The 25,147-nt window shown below is 64.4% G+C and carries 20 protein-coding genes; 5 read left to right on the top strand and 15 right to left on the bottom strand.

Annotation, left to right across the window (positions count from 1 at the left end; all coding sequences use genetic code 11):
* Window positions 1-133: 133 nt before the first annotated feature.
* Window positions 134-1,120, top strand: coding sequence for a 23S rRNA (adenine(1618)-N(6))-methyltransferase RlmF (gene rlmF, locus QMX78_RS02350; RefSeq protein WP_282266177.1), 987 nt, complete (start codon window positions 134-136; stop codon window positions 1,118-1,120).
* Between the two features lie 164 nt (window positions 1,121-1,284).
* On the opposite strand, the gene QMX78_RS02345 is transcribed toward rlmF, so the two are convergent.
* The 5 genes from QMX78_RS02345 to QMX78_RS02325 all read right to left on the bottom strand — a co-directional run bounded on the left by QMX78_RS02345 (window position 1,285) and on the right by QMX78_RS02325 (window position 6,653).
* Window positions 1,285-2,466, bottom strand: a complete 1,182-nt coding sequence (locus QMX78_RS02345; RefSeq protein WP_282266176.1) for a DUF3667 domain-containing protein — start codon at window positions 2,464-2,466, stop codon at window positions 1,285-1,287.
* A gap of 177 nt (window positions 2,467-2,643) precedes the next feature.
* Complete coding sequence (locus tag QMX78_RS02340) at window positions 2,644-3,093, bottom strand: nuclear transport factor 2 family protein (RefSeq protein ID WP_282266175.1); 450 nt, start codon at window positions 3,091-3,093, stop codon at window positions 2,644-2,646.
* A gap of 306 nt (window positions 3,094-3,399) precedes the next feature.
* Window positions 3,400-4,821 (bottom strand): TIGR00366 family protein, encoded by a 1,422-nt coding sequence (locus QMX78_RS02335; protein ID WP_282266173.1) that lies wholly within the window; start codon window positions 4,819-4,821, stop codon window positions 3,400-3,402.
* 142 nt (window positions 4,822-4,963) lie between these two features.
* Window positions 4,964-5,590: an isochorismate family cysteine hydrolase YcaC gene (ycaC, locus tag QMX78_RS02330; protein ID WP_282266172.1), complete on the bottom strand. Its 627-nt coding sequence runs from the start codon at window positions 5,588-5,590 to the stop codon at window positions 4,964-4,966.
* Between the two features lie 196 nt (window positions 5,591-5,786).
* Window positions 5,787-6,653: a pirin family protein gene (locus QMX78_RS02325; protein ID WP_282266171.1), complete on the bottom strand. Its 867-nt coding sequence runs from the start codon at window positions 6,651-6,653 to the stop codon at window positions 5,787-5,789.
* Between the two features lie 124 nt (window positions 6,654-6,777).
* On the opposite strand from QMX78_RS02325, the gene QMX78_RS02320 reads away from it, so the two are divergent.
* The 3 genes from QMX78_RS02320 (at window position 6,778) to QMX78_RS02310 (ending at window position 11,171) form a co-directional block, all read left to right on the top strand.
* Window positions 6,778-7,683, top strand: coding sequence for a LysR family transcriptional regulator (locus QMX78_RS02320; RefSeq protein WP_282266170.1), 906 nt, complete (start codon window positions 6,778-6,780; stop codon window positions 7,681-7,683).
* An 86-nt stretch (window positions 7,684-7,769) separates the two neighbouring features.
* Window positions 7,770-8,954: an OmpA family protein gene (locus QMX78_RS02315; protein ID WP_282266168.1), complete on the top strand. Its 1,185-nt coding sequence runs from the start codon at window positions 7,770-7,772 to the stop codon at window positions 8,952-8,954.
* 297 nt (window positions 8,955-9,251) lie between these two features.
* A complete protein-coding gene (locus tag QMX78_RS02310) occupies window positions 9,252-11,171 on the top strand; it encodes a peptidase M61 (RefSeq protein ID WP_282266166.1) in 1,920 nt (639 codons plus the stop codon).
* 492 nt (window positions 11,172-11,663) lie between these two features.
* Here the strand turns inward: QMX78_RS02310 and QMX78_RS02305 are convergent, their stop codons facing one another.
* The 8 genes from QMX78_RS02305 to QMX78_RS02270 form a co-directional block, all read right to left on the bottom strand.
* Entirely contained in the window at window positions 11,664-12,656 is a 993-nt protein-coding gene (locus QMX78_RS02305) for a peptidoglycan recognition family protein (protein WP_282266164.1), read from the bottom strand.
* Window positions 12,653-13,606 (bottom strand): hypothetical protein, encoded by a 954-nt coding sequence (locus QMX78_RS02300; RefSeq protein WP_282266162.1) that lies wholly within the window; start codon window positions 13,604-13,606, stop codon window positions 12,653-12,655. The genes QMX78_RS02305 and QMX78_RS02300 overlap by 4 nt, the downstream gene beginning before the upstream one ends.
* 387 nt (window positions 13,607-13,993) lie before the next feature.
* Complete coding sequence (locus tag QMX78_RS02295; protein ID WP_282266160.1) at window positions 13,994-15,724, bottom strand: carboxypeptidase regulatory-like domain-containing protein; 1,731 nt, start codon at window positions 15,722-15,724, stop codon at window positions 13,994-13,996.
* Window positions 15,721-17,871 (bottom strand): hypothetical protein, encoded by a 2,151-nt coding sequence (locus QMX78_RS02290; RefSeq protein WP_282266158.1) that lies wholly within the window; start codon window positions 17,869-17,871, stop codon window positions 15,721-15,723. Before QMX78_RS02290 ends, QMX78_RS02295 begins: the two co-directional genes overlap by 4 nt.
* The gene (locus tag QMX78_RS02285; protein WP_282266156.1) at window positions 17,868-19,016 is read right to left on the bottom strand and encodes a BatA domain-containing protein; all 1,149 of its coding nucleotides are present in this window, start codon (window positions 19,014-19,016) and stop codon (window positions 17,868-17,870) included. Before QMX78_RS02285 ends, QMX78_RS02290 begins: the two co-directional genes overlap by 4 nt.
* A complete protein-coding gene (locus QMX78_RS02280) occupies window positions 19,013-19,915 on the bottom strand; it encodes a DUF58 domain-containing protein (protein WP_282266154.1) in 903 nt (300 codons plus the stop codon). The genes QMX78_RS02285 and QMX78_RS02280 overlap by 4 nt, the downstream gene beginning before the upstream one ends.
* A gap of 19 nt (window positions 19,916-19,934) precedes the next feature.
* Window positions 19,935-20,930 carry a MoxR family ATPase gene (locus tag QMX78_RS02275; protein WP_282266152.1) on the bottom strand — a complete coding sequence of 332 codons (996 nt, stop codon included), beginning with the start codon at window positions 20,928-20,930 and terminating at the stop codon, window positions 19,935-19,937.
* Window positions 20,931-20,946: 16 nt separating this feature from the next.
* Entirely contained in the window at window positions 20,947-21,648 is a 702-nt protein-coding gene (locus QMX78_RS02270; RefSeq protein ID WP_282266203.1) for a DUF4159 domain-containing protein, read from the bottom strand.
* 164 nt (window positions 21,649-21,812) lie between these two features.
* Between QMX78_RS02270 and QMX78_RS02265 the strand changes: the two genes are divergently transcribed.
* The gene (locus QMX78_RS02265; protein ID WP_282266150.1) at window positions 21,813-21,938 is read left to right on the top strand and encodes a hypothetical protein; all 126 of its coding nucleotides are present in this window, start codon (window positions 21,813-21,815) and stop codon (window positions 21,936-21,938) included.
* A gap of 45 nt (window positions 21,939-21,983) precedes the next feature.
* On the opposite strand, the gene QMX78_RS02260 is transcribed toward QMX78_RS02265, so the two are convergent.
* Entirely contained in the window at window positions 21,984-23,318 is a 1,335-nt protein-coding gene (locus QMX78_RS02260) for a TldD/PmbA family protein (RefSeq protein ID WP_282266147.1), read from the bottom strand.
* A gap of 21 nt (window positions 23,319-23,339) precedes the next feature.
* Window positions 23,340-24,974, bottom strand: a complete 1,635-nt coding sequence (locus tag QMX78_RS02255) for a TldD/PmbA family protein (RefSeq protein WP_282266145.1) — start codon at window positions 24,972-24,974, stop codon at window positions 23,340-23,342.
* Window positions 24,975-25,147: the final 173 nt, after the last annotated feature.

The following is a 25,147-nucleotide window of genomic DNA, read 5'->3' as shown; positions in this document are numbered from 1 at the left end:
GTGAACCGCGAAGCTGAGGCTGTTGAAGCGCAGGTAGCGTGTGCCATTTGATGATGTACGTGCTTCGCGGCTCACGCCGCTCCCACAAACAGTGAAAGCCTCTGGCTTGTCGCTACTGGCATCCAACAAGCACATGACTTCTTCGCCGCAACGCACACGCGCCAAGCCCAATGCCGCATCGGCAGCGCCGCTGCATCCCCGCAACCGTCACCAGGGCCGTTATGACCTGGTGCGCCTGGTCGCGGCAAATCCGGCCTTGCGCGTGCACCTGGTCCGCACCCCGGCCGGCACCGACAGCATCGATTTCAGCAACCCGGCCGCCGTGCGCGAACTCAACCGCGCGCTGCTCGCCAGCGACTACGGCATCCAGCAGTGGGATATCCCGGAGGGTTACCTGTGCCCACCGGTGCCAGGCCGGGTCGACTACCTGCATGGCCTGGCGGATCTGCTGGCTGCAGACAACAACGGCGCGATCCCACGCGGCCCCGGCGTGCGCGTGCTGGACGTCGGCGTCGGCGCCAACTGCATCTACCCACTGCTGGGGCAGGCCGAATACGGCTGGCGTTTCCTTGGCAGTGATATCGATGCGGACGCCTTGAAGGCGGCGAATGCCAATGTGCAGGCCAATGGTCTCGGCCAGATCATTGAAGTGCGCCAACAGCATGCACGCGGCAATCTGTTCGTCGGCCTGCTGCAGGCCGATGAGCGTTTCCACGTGACCCTGTGCAACCCGCCGTTCCACGCATCGGCCAAGGAGGCCGCGCAAGGCAGTCAGCGTAAGCTGCGCAATCTCGGCGGCGCGCAGGCACGCACCAGCAAGGCACCTGCGCTCAACTTCGGTGGCCAGGCCAAAGAGCTGTGGTGCACCGGTGGTGAGGCCTCATTCCTGCGGCGGATGATCCGCGAGAGCGTGGATATCCAGCATCAGGTGCTGTGGTTCAGTTCACTGGTGGCCAAGACCGAGCATCTGGCCGATATCCACAAGCAGCTGGGCAAGGTTGGCGCAGCCGAGGTACGTGAAGTGGCGATGGCGCAGGGCAACAAGCAGAGCCGCTTTGTTGCCTGGAGTTTCCACTCAGCTGCTGCGCGCAAAGGCTGGATGCAGGCAACGCAGGCCTGAACCGTCAGGCCGTAGCTCGGGTAAGCGCAGCGCACCCGGGAAGTGGGGGAACACAACGTCAGTCCGACCACGCGCCAACAGCCCCGGGTGCGCTGCGCTTACCCGGGCTACACGAGCCAATCGCACTTCGCTCAATTGCAATGCTGCGTGGTTTCAAACCGGCTTCAAGCCGATACGCCGGCCAGCACCGCGTACATCACCACGAAGGTGACCAGGAAGAAATAGATGAAACCGATGAAGCTGTAGCGCAGCAGCGTCAGGATCGGATTGCCGCCGTATACGCGCTGCTGCATCCAGAACAGGTAGACCGGCACCGCCAGCCACAACAGCACGTACAGCCAGGCGCAGATCGCGCTGACCACCGCATTGCCGATCGCGCCGCTGATACCGGCGATGAGGAAGGTGGTCAGCAGCACCAGCATCAACCAGCAGTGGCTGTACAGCGCCACCACCAGATGCTCCAGATAGCCCATCGGCCGCCGCAGGATGTAAGCAACGCGCAACACCAGCGCGAAGATCGGCATCAGGAAGAACAGCGCGCCGGGCAGTGAGGTCAGGATGGCCTGGACATACAGATCGGTCTTGTTGCCCATGCGCTCGACGTTGGCCTGGCCATTGGCCAGGCGACGGTTCAACCAGTTGCTGACGAATTTCGGCCAGCCCTCCAGCACGATGGGGTTGGTCTCGGCGTCCCAGGGTTTGCCGTTGACCGGGACATTGATGAAGACGGCCTTCTTCTCGGCGCTGACGCGGTCCGCTGCGTCGTTGGCGCGCGCCAGCGCCGAGTCGGTAGCGCTGCGTGCGGATGGCTGCGTGTTTGCTTCGAGTTCCGCCGTGCGCTGCGCAGCTGAGGTGTTGATCGCTGCCATGGCAATGGCAAGCGCTGGCGCCGCCGCAGGGTTCGTCTTCTGCTGTTGCTCGATCTGCGCCACCTGGGTGGCGCGCACGGCTTCCACCTCGGCCACGGTCTGTGCCTTGGCGAAGGCCGGATCGGCATTGCTGCCGGTGCCGAAGTCATCGCTGTGCAGGGTCAGCTTGCCGACGAAGAAGGTGAACAGGGTGAGGATCACGAACAGCCGCAGCGGCTGCACATAGCCGACGCGCTGGCCCTTGAGGAAGTTGACGGCAATCCGGCCCGGCACCAGCAGATCGCGCAGGGTGCGGAAAATGCGCCCATCCAGATGCCAGAACGATTCGAACACCTCCTCGACCGCATGCCCGAAGTTCTTCAGCGGGTTATGCGCCGACTGCCCGCAGCCATGGCAGTAGTGGCCCTGCAGCGGCGTGCGGCAGTTCTCGCAGGCACCGTGTTCGGAACTGGAATGCACGACTTCGGTCTGGCTCATGGCTGGCGCGGCGGGCAACGGTTGGAAGCCGCATACGATAACGGGGTTTTCCGGCTTCGTTCAGTATCAGTTCAAGAAAAATTCAAAACGAAGTAAAGCCCCTCTCCCGCCTGCGGGGGAGGGGTTGGGGTGGGGGGAAGCTTCTGGCACGTAGACCCAAAGTCCAAACCACCCGACTCAGGAACCCCGCACCTTCCGATGCGACAAGGCATTGACGATCACCCAGCGCCCGTCAAACCGGCCCATCTGCAAGTGATCGATGAACCATGGGCTCTCCAGCCGCACAGTGGCGATATCCTCGTCCACCTGCAGCACCGTCACCGTGCGCTGCCACTGCTCGCGCGGCGTCTTCAGCGCGCCCTCGCGGGTGAAGCGGATCAGCTCATCCGAACTCATCCGGCCCAGGCCAAGGGTTTCATTCGGATTGGCAACGAGGTTGCGCTTGGCCAGGTCCGGATGCAGCGCACGCGTCACCCGTGCGACATCGCCTTCCAGCTGGCCGTCCATGTAGTCGTATGCGGTGGCCTCGATGGCCTGCAGGGCGGTCGCATCCGGTGGCGCCGCCGCGACGTTGCCGGCGACACAAAGCACTCCCACAACAAACACGCGTAGTGCGGCTGACAGCATGGTCGGTTCCTGACGGGTGGTGGCTGTGGAATCGTGGCAGTTACTGGTGGGGATGCAATGGGTGGGAAGTCATATGGATGTTGGCGGAGATCAAGAGCTACCCCTCCCCAACCCTCCCCTTCGCCTCCGGCGAAAGGGAGGGGGCGGAAGGCTGCGCTGCTCTGCTCCTCCCCTTTGGCGAAGCCAAGGGGGAGGTTGGGAGGGGGCGCTTGCATGCCCTTGATTTTGATTTCATCCATCCAGTTGCAAGAAAGCAGAACGCCACGCATTGCGTGGCGTTCTGCTTTCAGTAATTGCGATAACCCATCAAGGCATTACAGGTGGCGTATACGCCAGCGTCGCACCCAGTGCCCACAACAGCAGCAATACCAGCGGGGTATGCACCAGCAACTGCACGAAGGTGAAGCCGATCAGGTCGCGCGCCTTCAGGCCGAGTACGCCGAGCAGCGGCAGCATGTAGAACGGGTTGATCAGGTTGGGCAGGGCTTCGGCGGCGTTGTAGATCTGCACCGACCAGCCGAGGTGGTAATGCAGTTCATTGGCCACCTGCATCACGTACGGGGCTTCGATGATCCACTTGCCACCGCCGGACGGGATGAAGAAGCCCAGCACAGCCGAGTAGCTGCCCATCAGCAGCGCGTAGGTGTCGTGGCTGGCGATCTGGGTGAAGAAGGTGGAGATGATGTGGGCCACGCTATGGCCTTCGCTGCCGTTGACCGTAGTCATGATGGCGGCGATGGAGCCGTACAGCGGGAACTGGATCAGCACGCCGGTGGTCGAGGGCACGGCGCGTGAGACCGCATCGAGAAAGCTGCGGGGACGCCAATGCAGCAACGCACCGGCCATCAGGAACAGCAGGTTGTAGGTGTTCAAGCCGGAGATCGCCTGGATCGCCGGTTTGGTGCTGAATTCGTGGATCAACCAACCAGCGGCCAGGGCGACCAGCAGCAGGATCAGCAGCGGGCTGTGCTCCAACCACTCGCCGGGACGGGTCGGCTTGGTTTTGATCGGTGCGGCATCGCTCATGACATCCACGCCGCAGTCGGCGGCATCACGCGCGGAGTTGGCGGCCGGTGCGGTGACGTAGGAAATGATCAGCGATACCACTACCAACGCGGCCAGCAGTACGCCGGACTGCCACAGGAAGATGGTTTCGGTAAACGGGATCACGCCGGTGATCGACAGGATCGACGGCGGCAGGCTGGCCGGGTTGGCCTGCAGCTGCGCGGCCGACGAGGACAGGCCCAAGGCCCACACCGCACCGAGGCCGAGATACGCCGCCGCACCAGCGGCGCGGTAATCCATCTTCAGCTCGCTGCGGCGGGCCAGTGCGCGCACCAGCAGGCCGGCGAACACCAGGCTCAGGCCCCAGTTCAACAATGATGCGGTCATCGACACGATGGCGACCAGTGCGACCGCACTGCGGCCGTTCTTCGGCACGCGGGCCAGCCGATTGATCAAGTGCGAGGCCGGGCCGGAAGATGCCACGACATAGCCGCCGATCACCACGAAGGCCATCTGCATGGTGAAGGGGATCAGGCTCCAGAAGCCGTCACCGAAGGCCTTGGCGGTGTCGGTGGGGGCGGCGCCAATGGACAGCGCGGCCAGCGAGACTGCGGCCAGGGCGAGGGCGGCGAACACCCAGGAGTCGGGGAACCAGCGTTCGGCGAAATTCGCACAGCGGATCGCAAAGCGCGCCGAGGCGGTGTCTTGGGTGGTGGGCTGCATGGGGCGGATACCGTGGGGAAGCAACCCGGGGACGGTAACGCGGCAGCGATGATGCGCGGAACTGGACCTTCGGATAGTGCCCGCGTATTCATGCGAAGACGCCGCTTGCGGCGAAGCGGCGTCTTCGTGCTTACCCAGCGGTTTACTTGCCGGTAGTCAGTGTGGTGTAGCTGGTGATCAGGTTGCGGTAGTCGGGGATGTGGTTGGAGAACAATGCACCCAGGCCTTCCACGTCGTTGCGCCAGTCGCGGTGCAGTTCGCAGGCCACGCCGAACCAGGTCATCAGCTGTGCGCCGGCCTGCTCCATGCGGCTCCAGGCAGCTTGTTGGGTCATGCTGTTGAAGGTGCCGGACGCATCGGCGACGACGAACACCTCGAAGTCCTCGGCCAGCGCCGACAACGCCGGGAAGGCCACGCAGACCTCGGTGACCACGCCGGCAACCAGCAGCTGCTTCTTGCCGGTGGCCTTGACCGCCTTGACGAAGTCTTCGTTGTCCCAGGCATTGATCTGGCCGGGGCGGGCGATATACGGCGCATCCGGGAACAAGGCCTTCAGCTCCGGCACCAGCGGGCCGTTGGGGCCGTTCTCGAAACTGGTGGTGAGGATGGTCGGCAGCTTGAAGTACTTGGCGATGTCGGCCAGTGCCAGCACGTTGTTCTTGAACTTGTCCGGATCGATGTCGCGGACCAGCGACAGCAGGCCGGTCTGGTGATCGACCAGCAGGACGGCGACGTTGTCTTTGTCGAGGCGGGTGTAAGGCTTGCTCATGGGAGGCTCCGATGGGTTGAAGTGCTATGTCCCTTCTCCCCATGTGGGAGAAGGTGGCCCGAAGGGCCGGAAGAGGGGAGCGCGCGAAGCGCGTTGCTTTTGTGATGCGGTTCAGGCGGAGGAGGTTCTGACGGGTGCAGGCTTCGTTCGCCCTCACCCCAACCCCTCTCCCGCAGACGGGAGAGGGGCTTGAGCATTACGCTGCCATCTGGCCGAAGCGGCCGGAGTTGAAGTCATCCATCGCCTGGCGGATTTCTTCCTGGGTGTTCATCACGAACGGGCCGTAGCCGGCGATGGGTTCATCGATCGGCTCACCGGCCAGTACCAGCACGGTGGCGTCGGCATTGGCTTCCAGCTGCACTTCGCCGGCCTGCCGGTCGAGCAGCACCAGCTGGCCTTCGCGGGCGACCTGGCTGCCGTTGAGCAGCACGGTGCCGTGCAGGATCACCATCGCCACGGTGTGGCCCTGCGCGAACTGCAGGGTGGTGTGCTGGTCACGCGACAGGCGCATGTCCCACACGTCCATCGGCGTATGCGTGCGGGCCGGGCCGCGCTGGCCGCCGAACTCGCCGGCGATCACCCGCACCGTGCCGGCGCCATCGGCCAGCGGCACCACCGGGATGTCGGCGTTGCTGATGTTCTGGTAGCCCGGCGCGGCCATCTTGTCCTTGGCCGGCAGGTTGACCCACAGCTGCACCATTTCCAGCTTGCCGCCACGCTGGGTGAAGGCTTCGGAGTGGAATTCCTCATGCAGGATGCCCGAGGCAGCGGTCATCCACTGCACGTCACCGGGGCCGATCTCGCCACCGGCGCCGGTGGAGTCGCGGTGCGCCACTTCACCGTCATAGACGATGGTGACGGTCTCGAAACCACGGTGTGGATGCTGGCCGACGCCGCGCGGGGTCTGCGCCGGCTCGAACTCGGCCGGGCCTGCATGGTCCAGCAGCAGGAAGGGGCTGAGCTGGCGGCCGTGGGTGTTGTACGAGAACAACGAACGGACCGGGAAGCCATCACCGACCCAATGCGGGCGGGGCGCGCTGTACAGGCCACTGATCTTCTTCATCTGTCTGCTCCTTTGGCGGCGCGGGGGGCGCCGACGATGGAGAAAAGATTAGATTTGGGACGATCATGCCGGTAGGTGGAAAAAAATGGTCTGATAGTCCTATTTGGTGAACGCTGGAGCCGAAATGCTCGACCTGAACGACCTGTACTACTTTGCCAAGGTGGTCGAGCACGGCGGCTTTGCCCCGGCCGGCCGCGCGCTGGGCGAGCCCAAATCCAAGCTGAGCCGGCGTATCGCCCTGCTGGAGGAACGGCTGGGCGTGCGCCTGATCCAGCGTTCCACCCGCCACTTCTCGGTGACCGAGGTCGGTCAGACCTTCCATGCACATTGCCGGGCGATGCTGGTGGAGGCCGAAGCCGCGGCCGAATCCATCGAGCTGACCCGCTCGCAGCCGCGTGGCGTGGTGCGGGTGAGCTGCCCGACCATGCTGCTGGATTTCCGGGTGGCGGCGATGGTGGCTGACTTCATGGCGCACTGCCCGGATGTGGAAGTGCACCTGGACGCGACCAATCGCCGCGTCGATGTCATCGCCGAAGGCGTGGATGTGGCCATCCGCGTGCGCCCGCCGCCGTTGGAGGACAGCGAACTGGTGCTGAAGGTCTTGGGCGAACGTACCCAGTGCCTGGTGGCCGCGCCGTCGTTGCTCGAAACGCACGGGCATTCGCATGGCCCGGCCGATCTTCATCTACTGCCCAGCGTTGCCTTGGGGGTGCCGCAGGCTGAGCATGTCTGGCGCTTGATCGGCCCGGATGGTGCGACTGCCGAAGTGCCGCATCATCCGCGTTTGATCACCCGCGGCATGATGGCGTTGCGCGCCGCGGCACTGGCGGGTGTCGGCGTTGCACAGTTGCCAACGATGATCGTGCGCGATGCGCTGGATGCAGGGCAATTGGTCAACGTGGCCCCGGACTGGGCGCCGCCGAAGGAAATCATCCACGCGGTGTTTCCCTCTCGTCGCGGCTTGTTGCCGTCGGTGCGTTTGTTCATTGATCACCTGGCGGCGTCCTTCGCTGCGCTGGATGAATCCTGATCGAGGCACCGACCGCCAAGCGGTGGTCACGGAAATTGAACGGCGCTTTGGCAAGAATGAGCGCTTCGCACAAACGGAGTTGCTGCATGCGTGTTGCTGCCGTGTCACTGGCGTGTCTCAGTGTTCTTGTCGCCGCCTGCGGGCGCGATGCGCCTGCCGATCAACCTGTTGCTGCAACGCCGGAAGCTGCGCCTGCGGCGACCGCTGCACCAACGGCCTCCAACGCGGAAGTGCTGACCGCAGGCAGCATCGAATTCCCGGTGATACCGACCATCATGGTGCCCAGCATCATCGGCAGCGGCCCGGCACAGAAGCGGCTGGAGCTGTCGATGCAATCATTGATCGATCCGGTCGCCGGCATCAGCGTGCGCCCGGCCAACTGCGCCACCGATGGTGGACTGGTCAACGAAAGCGGCTTCACCAATGTCGACGCGCAAGGCAACCTGGAGCGCGTCGGTGGCCATGGCGTGTTCAATATCGGTGCCGATGGCAGTGGCCAGGCGGTGACCGGTGACGGCGTGGTGGAAGTAAAGCCGGATGGCAGCGGTAGCGTGGTCAACGAGGCAGGCACCTTCGAAGTGAATGCCGATGGCTCTGGTACCTATGTGGGCGCGCACGGCAACATCGAGCTGGACGGCAAGGGCGCCGGCAGCTGGGTCGGTGGCTTCGGCAGCATCGAGAACCATGGCGATGGTTCGGGCAGTTGGGTTGGCAGCGATGGCAACATCGAGATCAACGCCGACGGCTCGGGCAAGTGGATCGGTGGTCCTGAAGGCATCGTCGAAAACCGCGGCGACGGCACCGGCACGATCGGTGCGCTGCCGCGCGAAGTGAAGATGGCACCGCTGCCGCCGTTGCCGCCCGCCGGGAAGTTCCCGCTGCTGGACAAGTTCAAACCGTCCGGTGCGCCGTGCGGCTACGTGATCACCCTCAACGACAAGGTGCTGTTCGATTTCGACAAGGACATCATCCGTCCTGATGCCGGCAAGGTGTTGGATGTGCTGGCGACGGCGCTGGGTAAAGTGCCATCCAGCGCGATGGAGATCCGTGGTCACACCGATGCCAAGGGCAGCGACGACTACAACCAGGATCTGTCCGAGCGCCGTGCCCAGGCCGTGCTTGCGGCATTGCGCCAGCGTGGCAGTGCCACCGACGCGGCGGCACACGGCTACGGTGAATCGCAGCCGGTTGCACCGAATGAGGCCAATGGCAGGGACAACCCCAGCGGCAGGCAGCTGAATCGGCGAGTGGAGATATTTGTAAGAACCTGACAGCTGTTTGTAGGAGCGGCGTGAGCCGCGAAGCCACTGCTCCCACCGGAGCAGCAGACAGCCAGATCCAACCCGGCCAGATAGCAAACGCCACGAATGTCCAGCTTGTAGGCATTCGTGGCTTCGCGGCTGACGCCGCTCCTACAAAACCGGGCAATCTGGTGATCATTGGTTGGTGCATAAGGCCCTTGCCGAGCATGGCTCGGCACTACGGTGATGTGCTGATGACCATCGGCCCGTGTCACGCAGTGCAGGCTTGCCGCATCATGGCCTTCTCAGACAAGCGAGAGGTTGGTGATGCATGTGTTCCGTCCTGCAGTACTGGGGTTGGCCCTGATGGCCGCCATGGGTTTGGCCAATGCGGCGCCGGCGGTGGCTGACGTGGACGCACGCGGGGTGAAGATCAGCGAGGCCGCGTATCCGGGCACCATCCGCCTCGAAGTGGACGCCACCGACCTGGGCCAGCGCGTGTTCAAGGTGCGGCAGACCGTACCGGTGCAGCCGGGCCTGCAGCGCTTCCATTACCCGGCCTGGTTGCCGGGCAGCCATTCGCCCAGCGGCCAGATCGAAAAGCTGGCCGGGCTGGTGATCAACGCCAACGGCCAGCGTCTGGAATGGGTACGCGACCCGCTCGATGTCTACACCTTCAACGTGCAGGTGCCCGAAGGCGTCAATGAGCTGCGCATGGACTTCCAGTTCCTCAGTCCCACCGACTCGGCCCAGGGACGCACGGTGATGACGCCCAACATGCTCAACCTGCAGTGGAACGCGATGCTGCTGTACCCGGCCGGTCACGCCGCACATGCCATCACTTACCAAGCCAGTGCGCGTTACCCGCAGGGCTGGGATGCAGCCAGCGCCCTGACCGTGGCCAGCCGCAACGGGGACACCGTCAACTACGCACCGACCAATCTGGAAATCCTGGTGGATTCACCGGTGTTCGCTGGGCGTTACCACCGCATGTTCGATCTGGCCCCGGCCGGTACGCGCCCGGTGCGCTTGAACGTGTTTGCCGACCGGGCAAAGGATCTGGAAGCCAAGCCCGAGCACATCGAGCAGCACCGCGCGCTGGTAACCCAGGCACGCAAGCTGTTCGGTGCCGAGCACTACGACCACTACGATTTCCTGTTCGCGGTGACCAACCAGCTCGGCGGTATCGGCCTGGAACACCAGCGTTCCAGCGAGAACAGCGAAGACCGCGATTACTTCAGCGGTTGGGATGCCAAGGTCGGTAGCAGTGATCTGCTCGGCCATGAGTACACCCACTCCTGGGACGGCAAGTACCGTCGTCCGGCCGACTTGGCCACGCTGAACTACAACGTGCCGATGCAGGGCAGCCTGCTGTGGGTCTACGAAGGGCAGACCCAGTACTGGGGCAATGTGCTGACCGCGCGCGCTGGTATCCGACCTTTGGACGCCTCGCGTGATGCGCTGGCGATGGTTGCTGCAACGTATGCAGACAACCGCCCCGGCCTGGAGTGGCGTTCGCTGGGCGACACCACCAACGACCCGGTGATCGCCCGCCGCAAACCCAAGCCGTACCGCGGCTACCAGATGAGCGAGGACTACTACCAGGGCGGGCAGATGCTGTGGCTGGAAGCCGATGTGCGCCTGCGCACGCTCAGTGGCGGCAAGCGCAGCCTTGATGATTTCGCCAAGGCCTTCTTTGGCCAGAACGACGGTCAGTGGGAGCGCCCGGATACCTATACCTACGACGACGTCGCCGCGACCCTGGAGCAGGTGCAGCCGACCGGTGACTGGTCGCAGTTCCTGCGTGATCGTCTCGAACGTAGGACCGGCCTGGTCGGCGGCATCGAAGCGGCTGGCTGGAAGCTGGTCTACAAGGACAAGCCCAGCGCCTACTTCAAGGCGACGATGAAGGGCCGTGGTGCCAACTTCATCTATTCATTGGGCGTGTCCTTGAGCCCAGCCGGTTACGTCAATGAAGTGCGTTGGGACAGCGCTGCGTTCAATGCCGGCGTCGGCACCGGCATGCAGGTGTTGGCAGTGAACGACCTGCAGTACAGCGCCGACGAGCTGGAGGAAGCCGTGCGTGCGGCCAAGGACAGCAAGCAACCGGTGCGCCTGCTGGTGAAGGAAGTGGATGTTTACCGCACGCTGAGCATCGACTACCACGGTGGCCTGCGTTACCCGACGCTGGAGCGGATCGAGGGCCGCACCGATTACCTCACGCCCATCTTCACCGCCCGCAAATAAACGGGGACTGTAGTGCCGAGCCATGCTCGGCAGGGGTCTTGCCAGCAAGATCAAAGCTTCCCCTCATCCCAACCCTTCTCCCGCAAGCGGGAGAAGGGCTACAGCCGACGCAGTTCCTGTAGTGCCGAGCCATGCTCGGCAGGGGCTTTACCAGCAAGATCAACAGCCTCCCCCTCATCCCAACCCTTCTCCCGCAAGCGGGAGAAGGGCTACAGCCGAAGCAGTTCCTGTAGTGCCGAGCCATGCTCGGCAGGGGGCTTTACCAGCAAGATCAACAGCCTCCCCTCATCCCAACCTTTCTCCCGCAAGCGGGAGAAGGGCTAAAGCTAAAGCTAAAGCCGAAGCCGAAGCCGAAGCCGAAGCCGAAGCCAAAGGCAAAGGCAAAGGCAGCCGGCACCTGTAGTGCCGAGCCATGCTCGGCAGGGCCTTGCAAGGAAAGCCACAGCACAGCACGGCTGCGCTCTACAGGTAGGGCCGTCGGCCCCAGGCAGATCAATTCGCTATCTGCACATCATCGATATACACATTGAGGTCATACGCGGTGTTGGCGTGGTATAGCCAGATCGCATCCAGCGTGACATTGCTGCCGGTGATCGCCCCATTGCCATTCACCCACGCATTCCACTGCGCTGCGTCGTTCAATGACCACGACACATAGGTCCAGGTATTGGCAGCGATGGCCTTGCTGCTTGAACGCTCGGTGCCATCACTGTCGTCGATGCCGATGCCAACCGTGGTTCCGGTGCCGCCACTCCACACCCAGAAGCCAACAACCCCATTGGCACGTGTCAATGCGGTGTTGCTGGCAGGTGCACCGCTGCCCGATAACAAGCGCACTGCCCAATCTGCGGCGCTCGCGGTGTTGTCCTTCAGCAGCACCCGCAACGAACAGCTCCCGTTCTTCTGCGTGGTGCAATCCCGTGTGGCTGTCGAGGCCGTGCTGATACCGGTAGTGCTACCCGAATAGCTGGGGCTGGTATCGAAATGGCCGACGCTGCTCTCGAAGCGATCCAGGTACGTGACCGTGCCGGCGCCACCGCCGCTGCCCGGATTCAGCAGCGCGTAGTACTTCGACCAGTTCCAGTTGATGCCCGGGTCGGTATGCGTCTGCCCGCTGTAATGCTGGTGGCCCTTGATCTTGACGCTGGTGGCCAACACGTTGATGCCGCTGCTGGATGCACCGCTGTAGGCGCTGGCGCAACTTATCGCGCTGTAGTTGGCGCAGAAACTGCGTACCAGCGCCGCCGAGGCGTCATACATGGCGTTGGTATACCAGGAACTGTTGTCGACGTAGCCCTCGTGCTCGACGCCCAAGGTGTAGCTGTTCTGGTTGCGCACATGCCAGGCCGTGTCGGCGTTGCGCACCATCTGCGTCACCTGTCCGTCGGAGGAACGGATGACATAGTGCGCGCTGACCTGCGCGGAGGCGTTCTTGAACCAGGAGATGGTGCCGGCGTAGCTGCCCTGCGTGGTGTGGATGGTCACTGCACTGATCGCTGCCGAACGCGATGCCGCGTAGTTGGAGGTCGAGGCGGCGCTCCAGATCGCGGGGCCATAGTCGGCGCTCTGGATGCTGGCATCCAGCGCAGGGCTGACGGCGGTGTCTCCGGCCGCAGTGCTGCCTGCAGGGTTTCGCTGATCGGGTCGATACGGAACGCGTCGGTCTCGATGCGATCCCTGCTCACATCCACGCGCACCATCGGTGCGCGCAAGGTAACCAGTTGCGGCGCGTCGAAGGCCAGCTCCCAGGCGATGGCACGCTCGGGTACGACGATGCCGCGATCATTGACGCCGCGGTCCTGCGCCAGCAGCACATCGTAGGCAAAGCTGGTGCGTGCATAGTCGTCGACGGCGCTGCGTGCAGCCAGGCCGCTGCCGCGAGGCGCATAGCCTGCGTAGCGCATCAGCGCGGGACGGATTGCTTCAGGTGCCGGCGCGCTGCCAGCGCCGGCTTCGGGATGGTCCAGGCGGATCTGCGCATCCAACAACGCAGCGGCTGCGAGGATATTGGTTGCCGCGTCGTTGCGCACGGCAGTTGTGGACACGCCAAGCAGCTTGGCGGCTTCGCCAACCTGGTCCTCGAAGCCGCCACCGGCATACAAACCCATCACGCCCCAGGCGGGCGGCATGCGCAGATGCGCCTGATCCTGTTCAGGTGCATCGGGTTGCAGTGGCGACCAGCGGCTCTGCACGAACGCCAGCGACTCAAGCGTGCCGCGCGGGATGCCGGGGTAGCGGCGATACGCTTGCTGGAAGTAGCGCGCGTACATCGCCCGCAAGGGCAGCATGCGTGCTTCTTCCATTTTCAATTGCATGTCCAGCACCTGTTCGTTGTTGGCAACGGGCGCCTTGATCGTGGTTTGGGCAAGTGCGGGAACAATTGCGGCACTGGTGATGACGGCAGACAGCAGCACGGCGGTATGACGGTGCATCATCGGTAGAACCCCCAAAGCTTGGAACCCCCTGCGTGTGTGGTTCTACCGCAGCGGTTTTGCGTGTGGGTGAAGGCCGGGGTCAATCAGTGATGGGGTTCAAGGAGTTGTTGGATGGGTTGCATGTGGGTGCCACCGCAATCCAAAGCGAAAGGCACCCCTCCCCAACCCGTCCGGCCCGAAGGCGCAGCCTTCGGTCGTTCATCAGGCCGCGCGCCAATGGCGCGCAAGCAGGCCTTCTTCACCCCCTTGCCTGCGGCAAAGGGAGGGGGCTGATCATGGGCTCCGACACGTTATGTGCTGACTTGCCTTTCCACGCATGCGGGGGAAGGTGCCCGAAGGGCGGAAGGGGGCGTTGTTGATGTTGCTCTTTCCAAGCCATCACTCACTTCAGTCTTGCGCTGCCGCTCCACCTGTTCGCCTGCGCTCCAGCCACCAAAGCAGGGAGGCGATCAGCACGAACCCCAGCAACCAGGGCCAGCGTGGCCCCGGGATTGGCAGTGGGGTTGTACGCACAGCACTGCCGCTCAATGCAAACGTCGCATCGCGCATCTGTTGCGCATGCAATGCGACTGCTTTCTCCGGATCCAGCAGCAGCATGCTCTGCTGCTGTTCGCCTGCTTCAACGCGGTGCCATCCGGCCATCTGTGGCCACGCCGCAACACAGTTGCCAGCGGAAGGGTCGGGCAGTAGTTCGGTACGGCTCCCGTCCTCGGCGACCATCTGCGCCGGAGCGGTCAGTCCGCAGAGGCTGATGCGTTCGCCACTCCAGGCCCAGGCGGGCAATGGCAGCGTGGGCGAATCCGCAAGCGATCGGGCTGTGCTCGCCAAGGCGGCGTTCCACAGCTCGGCGTGTGCGTCGGCATGACCCGAGAGCACCAGCGCATAGCTGTCAGTGATCGGCAGCACGCCAACCCTGCCCAGGCCAAGTGCGCGCCAGCCACCTATCGCGCTGCCGTCCGCGGCGCGCAGCAAGGGCACGACATCAGCGCTGCTGAATTCCAGATTGAAGCGCTCGACCGTGAGCGTGGTTCTGTTCTGTTCGGCATCGGTGATGCTGCGTAGTGCGACCGGTTTGGTCTGGTCACCGCCGCGTGTCTCCAGGCCCCATTCGCGCAACGCGCGGCGCGCGCTGCCGTCCAAGGCACCGCTGGTACGGACCAGTACACCCAGTCCGCCGCGTATCGCCTCGGTGATTGCCGCACGCTGTGCGGATGACAAGGCCGCAAGACGGCGCTCATCAAGCAGCAGCAGGTCCAGGCGGGCGAGACTGGCTGCATCGAGTGAGGCCGGCGCATCACCCATCTGCAGGCCGCCACCGATCAACATGCTGGTCTGCAGCGTTGCACCGATATCGCTGCCCCAACGTTGCAGATACTTCAGTTCAGGGCCAGGGGCACCGGCGAGAACGCGGATGCTGGGAGCTGTGCCTGCGCGTACACGCACAGGCACCGGAAGTTGGTCCAGCACCTTGCCGCCGGCATCCAACACGCGCAGCGTGAAGACCACATCGCCGGGTTCGCGCGCGCTGGCACGCGAGCTCGCTCGGCCTGCTGCGTCAATGGCGCTGATATCGACACGATGAGCGGCAGGGTCCAGCAGTTCCACGCGCACATCGGGCATGCCCTGCACGCGGCTGTGCACGGTGAAGGCCGCACCCGGCGCGAGCAACGGCGGCGGCTGCAACTCCACCAGCCCCCGTGGTGCAGGGCCGGGCAGGAAACGCAGCGGCGGCAGCGCGATTTCACGATCACGTGCTGGCAGGCCCTGGCCGACGATCACCAGCTCGCGTGTACCTGGGTGCTGGCGCAGTGCGGTTGCGAGATCCGGCACTGCCGTCGCAGATGTCAGTGCCGCCGCTTCCGGCAGGCGCACATAGGTTGCTGCCGGTACGGCCGCAACCTCCGCCGTGCTTGCGCCTGCCGTGGCAACCACCAGCGTCCCCGCGCGACCGGAGCGTGATGGTGGATACAGGGTGAAGTACAGCAACACAGCGGCAGCAAGCTGCAGCAACAACAAGGCGGCGAGACGCGGTGTGCGCGGCCGTGGCGACAGCGCGAAGCGCAGGCTGCCCAGCACGACGGCCAGTGTGATCAGGACGAGCGGGAGCCAGGGCGTCATCGTGCTGGCTCCTGCGGCGCCGAGAGTGCTTCAAGGTAGCGGCGACCGACGGCATCCGCTGCATTGCGGCGCGCGGGCGGCCCGTCGGCGCGACGCAGGGCCGGCCACAGTTGCGCACGCAGTTCGTTGCGGCATGTGCGGCAATCGGGCTGCTGACGCAGCGCGTCTATCGCTGCGACGACGTCCAGCGGATCGGGCACGGCGTTGGGGTGTGCGTCCAGCCAATGCGACAAGGCATCCAGATCAACGCTGCCGTCGCTGGAAGCCAATGCATGCCATGCGTTGGCGACGACGGCATCACCTGCAGGTCGCGCCGTCAGCTGCGCAGCGCGATTGCCAAGCCCATCGCGCTTGCCGGTCATGCGCCGGGCCATGTCGATGGACGGTAGTTCACTGCCCACGCGCGCCAGATAGATACGCTCGGCCTGCTGCACCTGCTTGATGAAGGCCAGGGCTTTATAGGCGTATGGCAGTGCCTGGTCCGGGTGGCCCTGGCGCAGATGACCCTCGGACTGCCACATCTGGTCGAGCGCGGACTTGAGGATGGCGCGGGTCTGCGGATCGAGCAGGGTGGCGGCTTCGGCGTGGTCGTGGGTATGGCCGTATTCGGACAGCACATCGGTGGCGCTGCCGAATACCGGTGTGCCCTCTGCTGCATTGCCGTGGTCATGGCCGTCATCGTCAGCATGATCGGCGTGATCCGCATGTCCTTCGGCGCTTGTGGCATCGCTGGTCGGCAGGTCGCCGGTCGGCGGTGCCTTCGCACCACCTTCGGCTTCTTCGCCGAGGAACTGGCCGTAGCGCAGGCGCAGGATGCGCTGGTCGACGCCGATCGCATCGGAGCGCTTTATGAAAGTGTCCGCATCGAGGCTGCCGCGCTGCTTGAGCAAAGCTTCGGCGTCGATGATGATCTGCCGCTGGCTGCGGAAGTAGGCCGGCATCACCTTCTTGATCGCGCCTTCCAGATCGCTGGCCTGTACCTGCTGCTCGCTGGGCAGGCGCAGGATCAGGCTGGCGCTGCGCGCCTCCTGTGGCTGCGGGCTGCGGTTGTCGCGGACGCTCAGGCGCGCGACAACTTCATCGCCGGGTTCCAGGCCGAGCGCGGCCAGGTCGGCGCTGTAGGCGAAGCGTCGCGCCGTCGTCGGGCCGCTGCCGCTCAGTGTCAGCTGGCGCTGCTGGAAAGTGATGTTCTCACCGCTGCCTTTTGCGGTGGTGATATCCAACGTCGCAGCGTTGTTCACGCCGAAATCATCGGTGGCCTCGAAACGCAGTTGCCATGTGCGCTGACGCGGTGCGGCTTGATTGAGGGTCTGTGCGGGCTCGATGACTTTGACCTGCGGCGGACGATCGATCACCACATCAAGACGATAGGCGCGTCCGGCGGCCGCCATCGCCGGTTCGGTCTGGATGCGGTACAGGCCTGCACGCTGCAACACCTCGCTAGCGCGCCAGTAATCGCCATCGCGCTGCAATGCCAGCCGGCGGCCGTCGTGGAACTGCAGCCACGCGTGCTGTGGCTGCGGTGCGAACTGCAGACGCCACTGCAGACGGCTGCCTTGCAGGGCGCGTGCGTCGAGCTTGTCGCCAGCTACTGCCGCCTGGCCGCTGTACGCCGGAGGCGTGACCTGCAGCCAGCTGCCGCGCAATGCAGGTGTGCTGTCCGCCGCAGCAGTTTCGTTGGCGCCTCCACCGGCGGCAACCGGAGGGTTGGCTGTAGCGCTTGGCCAAAGAAGTGCGGTACCCGCTATCAGCGCGGCAGCCAACAGGCACAACAGCAGTCGTTGCCCGGGCCAGCGAGGACGCAGGTCCGGCGGATTGCCTTGCAGGCGCTGCTCGATATGGCGGCGCTGGCGTTGCTGCAACGGGTTGAGCGTGGACGCTGCGGCGAACAGCAGGTCAGCACTGTCCTCGAAACGCGGATGGTCGTTCAGACGTGCGACCAGCCAGCGCGCATCCAGCCGTCGCGCACGCCATACCGCGACGCCTGCGGCAACCAGCAAGCCCGCCGTGGTGATCATGTAAGCGGCTTCGAGGCCGAACATGCGCGTTGCCAGCACGCCGACAGCCAAGGCCAGCGGCAGTCCGGCGAGCAAGCCAATCAGCAGCGTGCGTCGCCGTGCAGCGCGCAGCAGCGCAGACGCGTTCATACCTGGCCTCGGCGACGCGGCGCGCTGGCCCACCAGCGCTCAAACAGGAACAACAAGGCGATTGCTAACAGCAGCCAGTGGCCCAGCTCGGTTGCAGGCTGTGCGTACGGCGTAGCACCGGTGTTCGGCTGCATCGTTGCTGCCAGGGCACGTCGCGGCGTGGGTACAGCCTGCAGCACGGCGCGCAGGTCGTTCGGGAAATCCGCATCAAGCAACACCGGCAGGCTTGCCGGCTGTAACGGCGCTGCCCAGCGCAGCCACTGGCCTTGTGGCGTGCTGATCTGTTCAATGACCAGTACGCCGTTGGCATCGCGCCATAGCGGCGCGCGTTGGGCATCGGCGGGTATCGGCGTGCGTGCATCCACAAGCAGGCGGCCGCCGCGTTGCAGCCATGCGCTTGTATCGGCGGGCAGCGGCTTGGCCGTCAGCCAGACGTGCAATTTGTTGTCATTGCTGAAGGCGACGGTGTCGTCTGCCGTCTCTGGTTTGGTTCCTCGCCATGCGCTGGCAACTGCATTGAGATAGCGCATGCCTTGCTTGCCAGCTTCGTCATGACGGATCTGCAGTTCAGGTGCGGCAACGGCGATTGGCTTGGTGGCGGCAGCATCCTGCTCAAGCACCTGCCAGCGCACCGCACGCGAGAGCTGTGGCCGTTGTGCGTCCAGTCCATCAAGCACCGAGGGAACAACCACGGTAAGCGGCGCATCGGCCGGCAGGCTGGCGTCCAGCTCGCGCAGCAGGCTGGACAGTGGCTGTGGGCCCCGCGGTATTGCTGTGTTGTCGATGGACGGGAAGCCAGCCGCCAGCCATAGCCACTGCGCGTCGGCATTGCCAGCGCTGCGTTGGGCGGCGGCAAGGTCAACCCCGGGTACTACGGCGATGCGCGGCTGTGTATCAGGCATACCTGTCAGTGCCGGCCGTGCCAGTAGCACCGCCAGCAAGGCGAGCAGCAGCAAGCGCAGCACCAGCAGTGGCCATTCGTCGAAGCGGATGCGGCGACGCGGACGTGGCTTGGCCGACAGCCAGCGCAGCGCGGCGAAGTCGATGATGCGCTGTTCGCTGCGGCGGGCGAGGTGGATCAGCAGCGGCAGCAACAGTGCTGTCAATGCCAGGAAGCCGGCCGGGAACAGCCACAGCAGGCTCATGCGCCGCTCCCGGAACGACGCCCGAACAGCCGCTGCAGGGGCGCGTCGATGGCTTCATCGAGATAGGCGGTGTCATGGCGAATGCCGGCGGCCTGCAGCCGTGCGTCCAGCACGCGCTGTGCTTCCTTGAAACGGGCGAGGTAATCGGCGCGCACCGTTGCGCCATCGCTGAGCAGCTCGTCGCCGGTTTCCGGATCGCGGAAACGGTGGCCATCGCGGAACGGGAAATCACGTTCTTCAACGGTCAGCAGCTGCAGGTGTACGACGTCGCGGCCGGCTTTGGCCAGGCGCTCGGCCAGTTCAACACCTGCGGCATCAAAGCAATCGCCGACCATCACCACCAGATCATTGCTGGCGCTGCGTTCCCACAAGGGCGACAGCTTCTGCTCTGGCGGCCATTGCCCTGCAGCCTTCAACGCATGCAGTTGCAGGTGCAGCCGATCGCGTTGGCGCAGGCCGTTTCCGGCTGGCAGCAGCTGCACGCCATCACCGCCAAGTGCGATCAGGCCGAAGGCATCGCCTTGCTGCATCGCCAGCTCGGCAAGGCAGGCGACCAGTGCCTTGGCCGCGTCCAGACGCTGCCAGTCGGGCCGCGCCTGATCGGCCTGTGCCATCGAGGCGCTGGCATCAAGCAGCAGCCAGACGGTGATCAGGCTTTCGCGTTCGGACTCGCGCACGAAGAAGCGGTCCGAGCGCGCATAAAGCTTCCAGTCGATCTGGCGCAGCTCGTCGCCCGGTTCGTAGGCGCGGTACTGCGCGAACTCCAAGCCGGCACCGCGGCTGCGGCTGGCATGCGCGCCGATGCCACGGCTGCCGCTGGCCCGCTGCGGCCACAGCCGCAGGCTGCGCAGGCGACTGCGCACATCGGCGGGGATCAGTGGTGACGTGGGGGCGCTCATGGAGTTCGAACGTTACGAATCAGGCCGGGAACGGCACCGCGCGCAACAGCGCGGCAATCACATCATCGGCACTCTTGTGCTCGGCCTCGGCAGCGAACGACAGCAGCAGGCGATGACGCATCACCGGCGCGGCCAATGCCTGCACATCCTCGCGGGTGGCGGCGAAGCGGCCCTGCAGCAGGGCCCGGGCCTTTGCGGCGAGCACCAGTGACTGGCCGGCGCGCGGGCCGGCGCCCCATTTGATCCAGTTGTTTACTTCAGCAGGTGCGCCATCCCCGGGGCGACTGGCGCGGACCAGGCGGGTGATCCAGCTGAGCAGATCGGAGCTGATGTGCACATCGCGCACTGCCAGCTGCAGGGCCTTCACCGCATCGGCGTCCATCACCTTGGGCACGGCGCCGCTGTGGCTGCCGGTGGTCTGGGCAAGGATGTCGCGTTCTTCGGTTTCGCTGGGGTAGTCGACGCGTACGTGCAACAGGAAGCGATCGAGCTGGGCTTCCGGCAGCGGATAGGTACCGGCCTGCTCGATCGGGTTCTGCGTGGCCAGCACGAAGAACGGCGAGGGCAGGGCGTAGGTGGTGCCAGCGTAGCTGACGGTGCGTTCCTGCATCGCTTCCAGCAGGGCTGCCTGGGTCTTGGGTGGTGTGCGGTTGAGTTCGTCGGCCAGCAGCAGGTTGGTGAAGATCGGCCCTTGCTGGAAGCGGAACGCGCGCTTGCCGGTGCCATGGTCTTCTTCCAACAGTTCGGTGCCGAGGATGTCGCTGGGCATCAGGTCGGGGGTGAACTGCACGCGCCGGAATTGCAGCTCAAGCGCTTGCCCGAGCGAGCGCACCAGCAGCGTCTTGCCGAGGCCGGGCGCACCTTCCAGCAGGCAATGGCCGCCGGCCAGCAGGCCGATCAGCAGTTGTTCGACGACCTCGTGCTGGCCGACGACGGCCTGTGCGAGCGCGCTGCGCAGCTCGTTCAAGCGCGGCAGCAAGGAATCGACGTCGTGGCTGGGATCGGGGGCGGTCATGCGGTCACCTGTGGGGTCAATGCGTCAGTGCGTACATCACGATGTTCACGCCGAACTTGGTGTTGTCTTCGGCCAGGAAGCGTTTGTTGCGCCAGTCGTAGTCCCATTCGCAACCGTAGTCCTTGTTGCTGTAGAGCACGCCCAGCCGGCCATCGATCTCGATGCCCTTGAGGTAGTCGTGGACCAGGTCATCACCCCAGCCGTTGAGTTCGAAACCGGTGGCCGGTGGGCCCTCGGGGAACTTGAAGAAGCTGTTGTAGATGGCGTGGGTGTTGGGCAGTTTCTTCATTGCGCTGGCGCCGAAGATGCTGCGCATCTGTGCTTCGAAGGAGGTGGCGAACAGGCCGTCGATGTCGTGGTTGCAGTCATCGACGAAGACGAAGCCGCCGTTGCGCACGTAGCGTTCGAAGTTGCGGCGCTCTTCCGGGTTGAACTCGACCAGCTTGTGGCCGGCCAGGTAGCAGAACGGTGCGGCCAGCATCTTCGGGTCGGACAGCGCGATGACGTGTTCCTTGGGGTCTACGCGCAAGGTGGTGTAGTCGACCAGCGAGGTGATCAGGTTGGACGGCATGCGCGCGTCCACGTCCCAGTCACCGGAGTCATAGCGCAGGCGGGTGAACCAGAAGTCGTAGCGGCTGGCCTGCGCGCTTGCGATGCCCGGCAAGGCGGCACTCACCGCGCCGCCCAGCAGCAGGTGAAGGAATTGCGCTCGCGTCAGACGGGGTGGGGACAAGGGCGAAAATCTCAGGATGCTGAAAGCCCCTCTCCCGCGTGCGGGAGAGGGGTTGGGGTGAGGGCGCTCTTGAAGCACGTAGAGCAAGAGCTTGAAAGCTCCCCTCATCCGCCCCTTCGGGGCACCTTCTCCCGCAGGCGGGAGAAGGGATGGAGCAACTGCAACTGCAACTGCTAAAAGCCGAAGCCGAAGCCAAAGCTAAAGCCAAAGCTAAAGCCAAAGCCAAAGCCAAAGCCAAAGCCAAAGCTAAAGCTAAAGCTAAAAGCCAAAGCTAAAAGCCAAAGCTAAAAGCCAAAGCTAAAAGCCAAAGCCAAAAGCCGTTACACCGCATCCGACAACGACGTAAACGTAAAGTCACGCAGCTTCATCGGCGGAATCATCATCACGAAGCTGGACTCGTCACCGGCCACGCGCACCGGCTTGCCAAGCTCGTCGATGTTGTTGAGCATGATCACCGGCGATTCGTTGAAGCGGAAATTCTTCACCGGGTGCTTGATCTGGCCGTTCTCGATGTAGAAGGTGCCGTCGCGGGTCAGGCCGGTCAGCAGCACGGTCTGCGGGTCGACCATGCGGATGTACCAGGTGCGGGTGACCAGGATGCCCTTCTCGGTGCCACGCACCAGTTCGGCGATCGACTTGGTGCCGCCGCTCATCAGCAGGTTGCCGGCGCTGGCCTTGGCCGTCTTGCCCTGCTTCTGTGCCCAGTAGCGCGAGTAATCCAGGTTGGCGACCTTGCCGTCCTCGATGATGGCGATGCGTTCGCGCGGCATGCCCTCGCCGTCCCACGGCAACACCGCTGCATCCGGATGCCACGGATCGGCGAACAGGTTGACCTTGCTGTCGTAGACCTGCTCGCCCAGCTTGTTGCCGCCGCCCTTCTTGGACAGGAAGCTGCGGCCTTCGTCGGCCGAGCGTGCGCTGAAGAAGTTCATCATGAAGCTGATCAGGCCAGCAGCGGCCGCCGGCTCCAGGATCACCGTGTACTTGCCCGGCTCCAGTGCCTTGGCTTCGGCCGATTCGGTGGCCTTGCGCTTGGCGATCTCGATGTCCTGGTCGGCCTTGAAGTCGGCAGCATTGGCGAGGTTGCGGCCAACCCAGCCCGAGCCGCGGCCGTCTTCGGTGCGCACGGTGCAGGTGTAGTTGAAGTTGGTGGTCTTCTGGTAGCCGAAGTTGCCATTGCTGTTGGCAATGGCGACGAAACCGTTGCCGTCTTCCAGGAAGCCGGCAGCGATCAGGCCGTTGCCGCGGCAGGGGGTAATGGAGTCAGCAGCCACCTGGGCGCGGAATTCCGGGGTGATCGCCGCGGTCGATTCGCTGAAGGTCGGGCTTGAGCGGTATTGCTGCTTGCCGATGGCCGGCATGAATTCCGGATTTTCCGGCGCCAGCTTGGCCAGGTCCTCGGCACGGCGTACCACGCGCTCCAGCGAAGCGTCGTCGAACTCGTTGATCGAGGCGGTGCCAACGCGCTTGCCGAAGGCGACCTGTACGGCCAGTTCGGCGTTGCTGACGATGCCGCTGGTGGAGACGTTGTTCAGCGCGAAACGGATGTTGCCGTCGACCGAGCCGGCCAGCGTGGCGGTGCACTCATCGGCCTTGGACAGCGCGATGACCTTGTCCAGGATGGCCTTGGCTTCCTGTTCGGTGAAGATGCTCATGGTTCAGAAGCTCCTTGACGATCAGCCGAGGCTGCGCGCGGTATTGATGACGTTGATGCCGTCGAAACGGGCGGTGGACGAGCCGTGCGACACGGCCGAGACCTGGCCTGGCTGGCCCTTGCCGTCGAAGAACGAACCGCCCAGGCGGTAGTCGCTTTCGTCGGCGATGGCGCTGCAGGCGTTCCAGAATTCCGGGGTGCGGATCTGGTAGGCCACGTCCTCGAGCATGCGGGTGATCTGGCCGTTCTTGATTTCATAGAACAGCTGGCCACCGAACTGCGCGTTGTAACGCTGCTGGTCGATGGAGAACGAACCGTCACCGATGATGTAGATGCCGTTCTCGACGTTCTTGATCATGTCAGCCACCGACAGCGGGGTCTTGCCCGGCGCCAGCGACACATTGGCCATGCGCTGGAACTGCACGCTGGACCAGGAGTCGGCATAGCAGCAGCCATCAGACTCGGTCTTGCCGAGGATATGCGCCTGGTCACGGATGGTCTGGTAGTCGACCAGCTTGCCGTCGCTGATCAGCGGCCAGCGCTTGGTCTTCACGCCTTCATCGTCGTAGGCAACGGCGCCCAGTGAGCCCGGCTGCACCTTGTCGGCGAAGATGTTGACCTTGTCGCTACCGTACTGGAAGCGCGCCTCGCGCTTGTCCAGGGTGGCGAAGCTGGTGCCGGCGTAGTTGGCTTCGTAGCCGAGCACGCGGTCCAGTTCCAGCGGATGGCCGACGGCTTCGTGGATGGTCAGCCAGGTGTGCGACGGGTCCAGGACCAGGTCGTACTTGCCCGGCTTGACCGACGGTGCCTTGAGCTTTTCCTGGGTCTGCTTGGCGGCGGCGATGGCGTCTTCGCGCATGTCGTACGACTGGCCGTAGACGGTGACGCCATTGGGCAGCACGGTCTTGCCGGAGGCGTCGCCATCCAGGTATTCGTAGCCCAGGCCCATCGGCGAGGACAGGCCGGCGCGGGTGCGGAACTTGCCGCTGGTCTTGTCGATGGCGGTGACCGTCATCGGTGCCCAGATGCGGTGCACGTCCTGGTCGATGTAGGAGCCGTCGGTGGAAGCGAAGTACTTTTGTTCGTTGACCAGGAACAGCATGGAGTTGACGAAGCTGGCGCCGGCGCCGATGGCTGCGGCATTCACGCCCAGCAGCAGATCGGCCTTGTCCTTGATCGGCACTTCCATCGCGTTCTTCTTGATGGGCGTACGCCAGCTGACCTCGCCGTAACCGGGTGCCTTGGCGAACTGCACCGGCGCGGTCTGCACCTTGGCATTGGCCTTGGCGATGGCGGCGGCCTGCTGCGCGGCCTTGACCACGCCGGCCGGGCTCAGGTCATTGGTGGCGGCAAAACCCCAGGCACCGTTGACGATGACGCGGATGCCGGTGCCGGTGGATTCGGTGTTCACCACGTTCTGGACCTTGTCCTCACGGGTGATCACGAACTGGCGCAGGTAGCGGCCGATGCGCACATCGCAGTAAGTAGCGCCGGCAGCACGCGCGGCATTGAGCGCGTCATCGGCCAGACGCTTCTTCAAGGCCGGATCGAGTGCGGTCAACAGGTGCTCGGCGGCGATGGCCTTGCCGAAGAAGGACGGCACCATCAGGCCGCCAGCGGTAAGCCCGGTCAGGGCTAGGAAGTCACGTCTCTGCAAGGCTGCTCTCCACGGGGCAAGGCCCGCGAGGCGGGCGCTACGGCAACAAATGACGGTGGCTTCGCGGTGTTCTGCGAACTGTTCGATTCTTGCGGGCAGGTGTTTGCAGCGGTAGTGACTTTAGGCATGGACTGGCGATTTATTTGGGATTTCTGCGAACAGCTCACCCCTCC

It is taken from the genome of Stenotrophomonas sp. PS02298, assembly GCF_029959445.1.
Lineage (GTDB): Bacteria > Pseudomonadota > Gammaproteobacteria > Xanthomonadales > Xanthomonadaceae > Stenotrophomonas.
This window is presented reverse-complemented; position numbering and strand designations above follow the sequence as displayed.

Bases quoted from the DNA above. Each gene is read 5' to 3' on its own strand.
- QMX78_RS02325 (WP_282266171.1), bottom strand. From the start codon at position 6,653: ATGAAGAAGATCAGTGGCCTGTACAGCGCGCCCCGCCCGCATTGGGTC.
- QMX78_RS02335 (WP_282266173.1), bottom strand. From the start codon at position 4,821: ATGCAGCCCACCACCCAAGACACCGCCTCGGCGCGCTTTGCGATCCGC.
- QMX78_RS02340 (WP_282266175.1), bottom strand. From the start codon at position 3,093: ATGCTGTCAGCCGCACTACGCGTGTTTGTTGTGGGAGTGCTTTGTGTC.
- QMX78_RS02310 (WP_282266166.1), top strand. From the start codon at position 9,252: ATGCATGTGTTCCGTCCTGCAGTACTGGGGTTGGCCCTGATGGCCGCC.
- QMX78_RS02320 (WP_282266170.1), top strand. From the start codon at position 6,778: ATGCTCGACCTGAACGACCTGTACTACTTTGCCAAGGTGGTCGAGCAC.
- QMX78_RS02345 (WP_282266176.1), bottom strand. From the start codon at position 2,466: ATGAGCCAGACCGAAGTCGTGCATTCCAGTTCCGAACACGGTGCCTGC.
- QMX78_RS02315 (WP_282266168.1), top strand. From the start codon at position 7,770: ATGCGTGTTGCTGCCGTGTCACTGGCGTGTCTCAGTGTTCTTGTCGCC.
- QMX78_RS02290 (WP_282266158.1), bottom strand. From the start codon at position 17,871: ATGAACGCGTCTGCGCTGCTGCGCGCTGCACGGCGACGCACGCTGCTG.
- ycaC (WP_282266172.1), bottom strand. From the start codon at position 5,590: ATGAGCAAGCCTTACACCCGCCTCGACAAAGACAACGTCGCCGTCCTG.
- QMX78_RS02300 (WP_282266162.1), bottom strand. From the start codon at position 13,606: ATGATGCACCGTCATACCGCCGTGCTGCTGTCTGCCGTCATCACCAGT.
- QMX78_RS02280 (WP_282266154.1), bottom strand. From the start codon at position 19,915: ATGAGCGCCCCCACGTCACCACTGATCCCCGCCGATGTGCGCAGTCGC.
- QMX78_RS02285 (WP_282266156.1), bottom strand. From the start codon at position 19,016: ATGAGCCTGCTGTGGCTGTTCCCGGCCGGCTTCCTGGCATTGACAGCA.
- QMX78_RS02275 (WP_282266152.1), bottom strand. From the start codon at position 20,930: ATGACCGCCCCCGATCCCAGCCACGACGTCGATTCCTTGCTGCCGCGC.
- QMX78_RS02260 (WP_282266147.1), bottom strand. From the start codon at position 23,318: ATGAGCATCTTCACCGAACAGGAAGCCAAGGCCATCCTGGACAAGGTC.
- QMX78_RS02295 (WP_282266160.1), bottom strand. From the start codon at position 15,724: ATGACGCCCTGGCTCCCGCTCGTCCTGATCACACTGGCCGTCGTGCTG.
- QMX78_RS02265 (WP_282266150.1), top strand. From the start codon at position 21,813: ATGGAGCAACTGCAACTGCAACTGCTAAAAGCCGAAGCCGAAGCCAAA.
- rlmF (WP_282266177.1), top strand. From the start codon at position 134: ATGACTTCTTCGCCGCAACGCACACGCGCCAAGCCCAATGCCGCATCG.